Consider the following 8752-nt stretch of genomic DNA (forward strand, 5'->3'; position numbering starts at 1 on the left):
TTGCATAGTGTTAACAGGCCCTAGGCTCCCGCGCGCAGTTGGTTCAGTAATTGCTTAACGAAAAGCAAGGTTCTTTTTCATGATCGATATCCGCCGAGTCTTCACCCAGGTCGAGCACATCCACCACGAGTTCGGGCCGCGTGCCCAGACGCCTTTGGTGCGTGGTGCCATCGCCGCCGTGCTGACCAATCCCTTCGCGGGCCGCTACGAGCCCGACATCCTGCCGATGATGAGCCTGCTCGATCCGGTGGGCCTCGAGATGGCGCACAAGCTGCACGCCGCGATGGACGTGCCGCTCGAGCAGCTCGCCACCTACGGCAAGGGCGCCATCGTCGGTGCCGCGGGCGAGCTCGAGCATGGCGCGCTGTGGCACGTGCCCGGCGGCTATGCGATGCGCGAGCTGCTCGGCTGGAAGGGCGACCGCGTTGCCTATGCCAAGGGCACCGTCGACGAGAAGAAGACCGGCCAGCCCGGCAACGCGCTGTCGATCGTGCCCTCGACCAAGAAGGTCGGCGCGCCCGGCACCACGCTCGACGTGCCGCTGACCAACATCAACGCCAGCTACGTGCGCGGCCAGTTCGACGCGATCGAAGTGCGCGTGCCCGGCGCGCCCGCGGCCGACGAGATCGTGTTCATCCTCGCGATGAGCACCGGCTACCGCGTGCATGCGCGCGTCGGCGGCCTGCTGGCAGAGAACATCGCCAAGTGGGACGGCTTGCGCTGAGCCCGTGTACGAAGAGACAAGAAGAGAAGCCAAAGGAAATCCAGACATGACCGCCAACATCCGCAAGCTCGTCGTCCAGGTCGACGAAACCCGCAAGGAAATGGGCCGCGACATCGCGCCGCCCACGCGCCGCGCCGTCGCCATCGCCGTGATCGCCAACCCCTACGCGGGCCGCTACAGCGAGAACCTCGACGAGCTGATCGCGATCGGCGAGGAGCTCGGCGCGCTGCTGGGCCAGAAGGCCGTGAAGGCGCTGGGCATCGAGCCCGGCCAGGCGCAGAGCTACGGCAAGGCCGCGATCGTCGGCGAAGGCGGCGAGCTCGAACACGCGGCCGCGATCCTGCATCCCAAGCTCGGCGCGCCGCTGCGCGTGGCGGTCGAGAAGGGCGCGGCGCTCGTGCCCTCGGCCAAGAAGCTCGGCACCCTCGGCACCGCGATCGACGTGCCGCTGGGCCACAAGGACGCGGCCTTCGTGCGCAGCCATTTCGACGCCATCGAGGCCCGCGTCTCCGACGCCCCGCGCGCCGGCGAGATCGTGGTGGCCGTGGCGGTCACCGACAGTGGCCGCCCACTGCCGCGCATCGGCGGCCTGCAGGCCGGCGAGATCAAGGGCGAAGACGGCCTGCGCTGAGGCGACACTCCACCTTTCCACCTTTCCACCGATTTCCTCGTTCCTTTCCCGTTTTTCTCGAACCCCACCAGGAGCTTCCCGATGATCCCCTTGCGCCATGTTTTCAGCGCGGCTTCCGTCCTGACCCTGACCTGCGCTCTCGTTCCCGCGCACGCCCAGGGCGTGATCAAGATCGGCGAGATCAACAGCTACAAGGCGCAGCCGGCCTTCCTCGAGCCCTACAAGAAGGGCATGGAACTCGCGGTCGACGAGATCAACGCCAAGGGCGGGGTCAACGGCCGGAAGATCGAACTGATCAGCCGCGACGACAACGCCAACCCCGGCGACGCCGTGCGCGTGGCCGAGGAGCTGATCTCGCGCGAGAAGGTCGACGTGCTCGCGGGCGCCTTCCTCTCGAACACCGGCCTGGCGCTGACCGACTTCGCGAAGCAGAAGAAGTTCTTCTATCTCGCCGCCGAGCCGCTGACCGACAAGATCGTCTGGAGCAACGGCAACCGCTACACCTACCGCCTGCGTCCCTCGACCTACATGCAGGTCGCGATGCTGGTGCCCGAGGCCGCCAAGCTCAAGAAGAAGCGCTGGGCCATCGTCTACCCCAACTACGAGTACGGCCAGTCCTCGGTCGCGACCTTCAAGACCCTGCTCAAGGCCGCGCAGCCCGACGTGGAGTTCGTCGCCGAGCAGGCGCCGCCGTTGGGCAAGGTCGATTCGGGCAGCGTGGTGCAGGCGCTCGCCGATGCCAAGCCCGACGCGATCTTCAACGTGCTGTTCGGCGCCGACCTCTCGAAGTTCGTGCGCGAGGGCAACACCCGCGGCCTGTTCAAGGACCGTGAAGTCGTGAGCGTGCTGACCGGCGAACCCGAGTACCTCGACCCGCTGAAGGACGAGGCGCCCAACGGCTGGATCGTGACCGGCTATCCGTGGAGCGGCATCAAGACGCCCGAGCACAAGGCCTTCCTCGATGCCTACCAGGCCAAGTTCAAGGACTACCCGCGCCTGGGCTCGGTGGTCGGCTACAGCGCCATCCACTCGATCGCGGCCGGCATCCAGAAGGCCGGCAGCACCGACACCGAGAAGCTGGTCGCGGCCTTCAAGGGCCTGCAGCTCGACAGCCCCTTCGGCAAGATCAGCTACCGCGCGCAGGACAACCAGTCGACCATGGGCGCGTACGTGGGCAAGACGAAGAACGACGGCGGCAAGGGCGTGATGGTGGACTACGTCTACCTCGACGGCGCCAAGTTCCAGCCGAGCGACGACGAAGTCAAGAAGATGCGCCCCGCCGACTGAGGTCGGAGCGCTTCCGGTTTTCGCCGGCAGACCGTTCACGCTGAGCTCGTCGAAGCGCCGCACCCCGGCTTCGACAGGCTCAGCCCGAACGGTTGACGTGGATCGCAGGCCATTCGATGCGAATGGCGCCTTGTCATCGTGGCCGAAGCGGTGCGCGAAGCACTTCGACGCACCCCAGTTTCCAGTTCCTCGGGATCCTTGAATGAGCTTTTCAGGCTTCGTTGTTCAGTTGCTCAACGGGTTGGCCGGCGCCTCGTCGCTGTTCTTCGTGGCGGCCGGCCTCTCGTTGATCTTCGGCGTGACGCGCATCGTCAATTTCGCCCATGGATCCTTCTTCATGGTCGGCATCTACCTCGCGTACACGCTGGTCGACAAGCTCGGCGCGAGCCTGGGCTTCTGGCCCGCGCTGCTGATCGCGGCGGTCGCGGTCGGCGTGCTCGGCGCGCTGATCGAGGTGCTGCTGCTGCGCCGCATCTACAAGGCGCCCGAGCTGTTCCAGCTGCTCGCCACTTTCGCGCTGGTGCTCGTCATCAAGGACGCGGTGCTGTGGCTCTGGGGCCCCGACGAGCTGCTGGGCCCGCGCGCGCCCGGCCTCAAAGGCTCCGTCGAAATCCTCGGACGCCAGTTCCCCTCGTACGACCTGTTCCTGATCGTGGTCGGCCCGGTGGTGCTGGGCCTGGTCTGGCTGCTGCTCACGCGCACGCGCTTCGGCACGCTGGTGCGCGCCGCCACGCAGGACCGCGAGATGGTCAGCGCGCTGGGCGTCAACCAGGCCTGGCTCTTCACCGCGGTGTTCGCGCTCGGCGCGCTGCTCGCGGGCCTGGGCGGCGCGCTGCAGCTGCCGCGCGAGCCCGCCACGCTCGAGATGGACCTCAACACCATCGGCGCCGCCTTCGTGGTGGTGGTGGTCGGCGGCATGGGCTCGCTGCCCGGTGCCTACGTGGCCGCGCTGCTGATCGCCGAGATCAAGGCCGTGTGCATCTGGCTCGGCGTGGTGCAGATCTTCGGCATCGACGTGTCCTTCTCCAAGCTCACGCTGATGGTCGACTTCCTCGTGATGGCGGCCGTGCTGGTGTGGCGCCCGTGGGGCCTGTTCGGCCGCGCGCAGGCGCCGAGCCGCTACGTCGGCATGCAGGAGGAACCGCTGCGCCGTCCCGGCAACCTCTACCTGGCCGGCGTCGCGGTGCTCGCGCTGGTGCTCGCCGCGCTGCCGGTGCTGACGGCCGGCTCGCCCTACACGCTGGTGCTGATGATCGACCTGCTGATCGCGGCCCTGTTCGCCACCAGCCTGCACTTCATCATGGGCCCGGCCGGCATGCACTCGTTCGGCCATGCCGCCTACTTCGGCCTCGGGGCCTACGGCGCCGCACTGCTCGCGCGTTCGCTGGGCCTGCCGATGGAACTCACGCTGGTGGTCGCGCCGCTGGTGGCCGCGCTCGGCGCCTTCGTCTACGGCTGGTTCGCGGTGCGGCTGTCGGGCGTGTACCTCGCGATGCTCACGCTGGCCTTCGCGCAGATCACCTGGGCCATCACCTACCAGTGGGACAGCTTCACGGGCGGCAGCAACGGCCTCACGGGCGTCTGGCCCTCGGCCTGGCTGTCGGACAAGCGCGCCTACTACTGGCTCACGCTGGTGCTGGTGTCGGCCGGCGTCTGGTGGCTGCGCCGCGTGCTGTATTCGCCCTTCGGCTACACCCTGCGCGCGGGCCGCGACTCGGTGCTGCGCGCCGACGCCATCGGCATCGACGTCAAGCGCATGCAGTGGGCCGCCTTCGTCATCGCTGGCGCGGTCGCGGGCCTGGCCGGTGCGCTGTTCGCCTTCTCCAAGGGCAGCATCTCGCCCGAGACGCTGTCGGTCGGCAAGTCGGTCGACGGCCTCGTGATGGTGCTGCTCGGCGGCATCCAGACGCTCGCGGGCCCGGTGGTCGGCGCCGTCACCTTCACCTGGCTGCACGACACCGTGGCGCGCAACACCGACTACTGGCGCGCGATGCTCGGCGCCATCATCCTGATCCTGGTGCTGCTGTTCCCGCAGGGCATCGCGGGATCGATCAAGCAGCTCGCGGAGCGTTTCCGCGCACCGAAGGAAGAGAAGAAAGCCGTCGATGCCAAGCTCGAGGAGGTGAAAGCATGAGCCTGCTCAAGGTCAACAACCTCGGCAAGTCCTTCGGCGGCGTCAAGGCCGTCGATGGCATCAGCTTCGAGCTGCCGCCCGGCGAGCTGCTGGCGCTGATCGGCCCCAACGGCGCCGGCAAGTCCACCACCTTCAACATGGTCAACGGCCAGCTCAAGGCCGACCAGGGCTCGATCACGCTCGACGGCCAGGAACTCGTGGGCCGCAAGCCGCGCGAGATCTGGCGCATGGGCGTGGGCCGCACCTTCCAGATCGCCGAGACCTTCGCCTCGCTCACCGTGGTCGAGAACGTGCAGATGGCGCTGCTCTCGCACGACCGCAAGCTGTTCTCGATGTGGCGCCGCGCCGCCGAGCACAAGCGCGACGAGGCGCTGGCGCTGCTCGACCAGGTCGGCATGAAGTCGCAGGCCGACCGGCCCTGCAGCGTGCTGGCCTATGGCGACGTCAAGCGCGTGGAGCTCGCGATCGCGATGGCCAACAGCCCCAAGCTGCTGTTGATGGACGAGCCCACGGCCGGCATGGCGCCGAAGGAACGCAACTCGCTGATGGCGCTCACCAAGCAGCTGGTCATCGACCGCGGCATGGCCGTGCTGTTCACCGAGCACAGCATGGACGTGGTGTTCGCCTATGCCGACCGCATGATCGTGCTGGCGCGCGGCCGCCTCATCGCGCAGGGCAAGCCGCTCGAGATCCGCGACCACCCGAAGGTGCAGGAGGTGTATTTCGGCAGCGGCAAGACCTTCGAGAAAGCAGCGGCATGAACACGACGAACGCCTCCGAACCCCTGCTCCAGGCCAAGGCCCTGTGCGCCTGGTACGGCGCCGCCCAGATCCTCTACGACGTCGACCTCGAGGTGCGGCGCGGCGAGGTGGTCGCGCTCATGGGCCGCAACGGCGCCGGCAAGTCGACCACGCTCAAGGCGCTGATCGGCATGCTCGGCAAGCGCCGCGGCGCGGTGCGCTTCCTGGGCCACGACATCTCGAAGAGCGAGCCGCACCACGCGGCGCGCCTGGGCCTGGGCTTCGTGCCCGAGGACCGGCGCGTGTTCACCGACCTCACGGTGATGGAGAACCTCGAGGTCGGCAAGCAGGCCGCGCGCCGCTGGGCCGACGGCAGCGACGCGCCGCTGTGGACGCCCGAGCGGCTGTTCAAGCTGTTCCCCAACCTCGGCGAGATGCCCCACCGCCCCGGCGGTCGCATGAGCGGCGGCGAGCAGCAGATGCTGACCGTGGCGCGCACGCTGATGGGCAACCCCTACCTGGTGCTGCTCGACGAACCTTCGGAGGGCGTGGCGCCGGTGATCGTCGAGCAGATGGCGAACATGATCCTCGAGCTCAAGGCGCAGGGCGTGAGCATCCTGCTGTCGGAGCAGAACATGCACTTCGCGGAGCTGGTCTCCGACCGTGCCTACGTGCTCGAGAAGGGCCAGATCCGCTACCACGCCACCATGGCCGAGCTCGCGGCCAACGAGGAAGTGCGGCGCGCGTACCTGAGCGTCTAGTTGTCAGTTGTATGAGTCGGATGCGCCCGCGGGCGCATTCCTTGCAGGGTTTCGTTTCCATCAACGCAAGCACGGAGCACAGACCATGAACGACACGCACCGCAGACGCTTCCTCCAATCCACGGCCGCCCTCGGCCTGCTCGGCGCCTCGGGCGCGCTCTTCGCCGCCGGCGCGAAGATCAAGCCCGGCGACAAGGCCGTGCTGATCGTGGTCGACGTGCAGAACTGCTTCATCGACGGCGGCACGCTGCCGGTGAAAGGCGGCGCCGACGTGGTGCCGGTCATCAACCAGCTGGCCGCCTCGTTCCAGAACATCGTGGTCACGCAGGACTGGCACACCCAGGGCCATGCCTCGTTCGCGAGCGCGCACGCGGGGCAGAAGCCCTTCAGCAGCATCAAGCTGAACTACGGCAACCAGGTGCTGTGGCCCGACCACTGCGTGCAGGGCACGGACGACGCGGCGCTGCACAAGGACCTCAAGCTGCCGACCGCGCAGCTGATCATCCGCAAGGGCTTCCATGCCGACGTCGACAGCTACTCGGCCTTCGAGGAGGCCGACCGCAAGACCTCGACCGGCCTCGCCGGCTACCTCAAGGCGCGCGGCATCAAGACCGTGTTCGTGACCGGCCTGGCGACCGACTTCTGCGTCGCCTGGACCGCGCTCGATGCGCGCAAGGCCGGCTTCGATGCCTACGTGATCGAGGACGCCACGCGCGCCATCGACCTCAACGGCTCGCTGGCCGCGGCCTGGAAGCAGATGAGCGCCAAGGGCGTGAAGCGCATCCAGTCGGCCGACATCCAGGGCGCCTGAGAAGACGACGGGGAAGCCCGTCGGTGCGCGGGCCCGTGCCGCGCACCCGACACACCACAACTGCGAGACAAGACGACCCCATGACGATTTCCCTCTCCAGGCGTTCCCTGGTGGCCGGCGGCGCGGCCCTCGCGCTCGGCCCCGGCCTGCTGGCGGCCGCGCGCGCCGAGAACGGCGTGAGCGACGGCGCCATCCGCATCGGCCAGTCGGCCGTGTTCAGCGGTCCGGCCAAGGACTTCGGCATCGACTACCGCGCGGGCATCAAGCTGCACTTCGACCGCGTCAACAAGGGCGGCGGCATCAACGGGCGCCGGCTCGAACTGGTGAGCTACGACGACGTCTACGAACCCGCGAAGACCGCGCTCAACACCGCGAAGCTGATCGACGAGGACAAGGTGTTCGCGCTCACCGGCTACGTCGCCACCGGCAACCTCGCGGCCGCGATGCCGCTGGCCGAGAAGGCGGGCGTGCCGATGTTCGCGCCGCTGGTGGGCACCACCTCGTTCCGCACGAAGACCAACCGGCTGCTGTTCCACGTGCGCGCGGGCTACGACCTCGAACTGCGCAAGATCATCAGCCACCTGTCGACCATCGGCATCCAGTCTATCGCGGTGGTGCACCAGGACAGCGCCTTCGGCAAGTCGAACCTCGCGACCTGCGAGGAGCTCGCGGCCGACTACAAGGTGAAGGTGGTCAAGACCTTCCCGCTGGCGATCGCCGCCGAGGACGCGAAGCCGGTGGTCGCGGGCCTGGCCGAGGCCAGGCCCGGCGCGGTCGTGATGATCATGGCCGGACGCCAGGTCGAGGTCTTCATGCGCGACTACCGCGCGAGCGCGGGCGGCGCGCCGCTGTACACGCTGTCGGTCGGCATCACCGACGCGGCCGGCTCGGCGCAGCGGCTCGAGGGCAAGCTCGCGGGCCTGGTCACGGCCAGCATCGTGCCGCCGCCGCAGGCCGTGCGCGTGCCCATCGTGGCCGACTACCAGCGCGACCGCGCCGAGTTCGGCGAGAAGATCGACAGCTACACCGCGCTCGAGGGCTACATCGTCGCGCGCGTGATGGCCGAGGGCCTGCGCCGCGGCGGCAAGGCGCTCACGCGCGAGAGCTTCGTCGCGGGCCTCGAGAGCATCGGCAGCACGCGCTTCGGAGACTTCCCGATCGAGTACGGGCCGAAGAACCACAACGGCTCGAACTTCGTGGACCTGGAGATGTACACCCGTGACGGCCAGCTGCGGCGCTGAGGGCCGTGCCGAGCCGCTGCAACTGAGGGTCAACGGCCACGCGCGCGCGCTCGCGGTGCCGCGCGAGGCCTCGCTGCTGCAGGTGCTGCGCAACGACCTCGGGCTCAACGGTCCCAAGTACGGCTGCGGCCTCGGCCAGTGCGGCGCCTGCACGGTGCATGTCGACGGCATGGCCGCGCGCGCCTGCGTGATCCCCGCGCACGGCGTGGCGGGCCGCGCCATCACCACGCTCGAGGGCCTGGGCACGCGCGGCGACTGGCACCCGGTGCAGGCCGCCTTCGAGCAGGCGCAGGCCGCGCAGTGCGGCTACTGCCTCAACGGCATGGTGATGCAGGTGGCGGCATTGCTGGCGCGCGAGCCCGGCGCCAGCGAGGCGCGCATCCGCAGCGAGCTCTCGGGCAACCTGTGCCGCTGCGGCACGCA

Annotated in this window: 9 protein-coding genes; all 9 read left to right on the top strand. The window is 68.6% G+C overall.

Annotated elements, in window-relative coordinates; genetic code table 11:
• Positions 1-79 precede the first annotated feature (79 nt).
• Positions 80-724: an amino acid synthesis family protein gene (locus AC27VN_RS24025; RefSeq protein ID WP_057593420.1), complete on the top strand. Its 645-nt coding sequence runs from the start codon at positions 80-82 to the stop codon at positions 722-724.
• Between the two features lie 46 nt (positions 725-770).
• On the top strand, positions 771-1355 hold the full coding sequence (locus tag AC27VN_RS24030) for an amino acid synthesis family protein (RefSeq protein WP_057593419.1): 585 nt from the start codon (positions 771-773) through the stop codon (positions 1353-1355).
• A gap of 81 nt (positions 1356-1436) precedes the next feature.
• Positions 1437-2642 (top strand): ABC transporter substrate-binding protein, encoded by a 1206-nt coding sequence (locus AC27VN_RS24035; protein WP_093343883.1) that lies wholly within the window; start codon positions 1437-1439, stop codon positions 2640-2642.
• 202 nt (positions 2643-2844) lie between these two features.
• Positions 2845-4776: an ABC transporter permease gene (locus AC27VN_RS24040; RefSeq protein WP_490878130.1), complete on the top strand. Its 1932-nt coding sequence runs from the start codon at positions 2845-2847 to the stop codon at positions 4774-4776.
• The gene (locus tag AC27VN_RS24045; protein WP_490878131.1) at positions 4773-5537 is read left to right on the top strand and encodes an ABC transporter ATP-binding protein; all 765 of its coding nucleotides are present in this window, start codon (positions 4773-4775) and stop codon (positions 5535-5537) included. Before AC27VN_RS24040 ends, AC27VN_RS24045 begins: the two co-directional genes overlap by 4 nt.
• Positions 5534-6277, top strand: coding sequence for an ABC transporter ATP-binding protein (locus AC27VN_RS24050; protein ID WP_490878132.1), 744 nt, complete (start codon positions 5534-5536; stop codon positions 6275-6277). The genes AC27VN_RS24045 and AC27VN_RS24050 overlap by 4 nt, the downstream gene beginning before the upstream one ends.
• 85 nt (positions 6278-6362) lie before the next feature.
• A complete protein-coding gene (pncA, locus tag AC27VN_RS24055; RefSeq protein WP_057593414.1) occupies positions 6363-7088 on the top strand; it encodes a bifunctional nicotinamidase/pyrazinamidase in 726 nt (241 codons plus the stop codon).
• 80 nt (positions 7089-7168) lie between these two features.
• The gene (locus AC27VN_RS24060; protein ID WP_177239350.1) at positions 7169-8329 is read left to right on the top strand and encodes an ABC transporter substrate-binding protein; all 1161 of its coding nucleotides are present in this window, start codon (positions 7169-7171) and stop codon (positions 8327-8329) included.
• On the top strand, positions 8307-8752 hold a 446-nt coding region (locus AC27VN_RS24065; protein WP_490878133.1), incomplete at its 3' end, for a (2Fe-2S)-binding protein. The genes AC27VN_RS24060 and AC27VN_RS24065, both read left to right, overlap by 23 nt.

This window comes from Variovorax sp. 20P10.2.4 (assembly GCF_058244205.1).

What these genes read in the sequence shown, in the direction of transcription:
- AC27VN_RS24025 (WP_057593420.1), top strand. Translation starts at nt 80, where the DNA reads ATGATCGATATCCGCCGAGTCTTCACCCAGGTCGAGCACATCCACCAC.
- AC27VN_RS24030 (WP_057593419.1), top strand. Translation starts at nt 771, where the DNA reads ATGACCGCCAACATCCGCAAGCTCGTCGTCCAGGTCGACGAAACCCGC.
- AC27VN_RS24035 (WP_093343883.1), top strand. Translation starts at nt 1,437, where the DNA reads ATGATCCCCTTGCGCCATGTTTTCAGCGCGGCTTCCGTCCTGACCCTG.
- AC27VN_RS24040 (WP_490878130.1), top strand. Translation starts at nt 2,845, where the DNA reads ATGAGCTTTTCAGGCTTCGTTGTTCAGTTGCTCAACGGGTTGGCCGGC.
- AC27VN_RS24045 (WP_490878131.1), top strand. Translation starts at nt 4,773, where the DNA reads ATGAGCCTGCTCAAGGTCAACAACCTCGGCAAGTCCTTCGGCGGCGTC.
- AC27VN_RS24050 (WP_490878132.1), top strand. Translation starts at nt 5,534, where the DNA reads ATGAACACGACGAACGCCTCCGAACCCCTGCTCCAGGCCAAGGCCCTG.
- pncA (WP_057593414.1), top strand. Translation starts at nt 6,363, where the DNA reads ATGAACGACACGCACCGCAGACGCTTCCTCCAATCCACGGCCGCCCTC.
- AC27VN_RS24060 (WP_177239350.1), top strand. Translation starts at nt 7,169, where the DNA reads ATGACGATTTCCCTCTCCAGGCGTTCCCTGGTGGCCGGCGGCGCGGCC.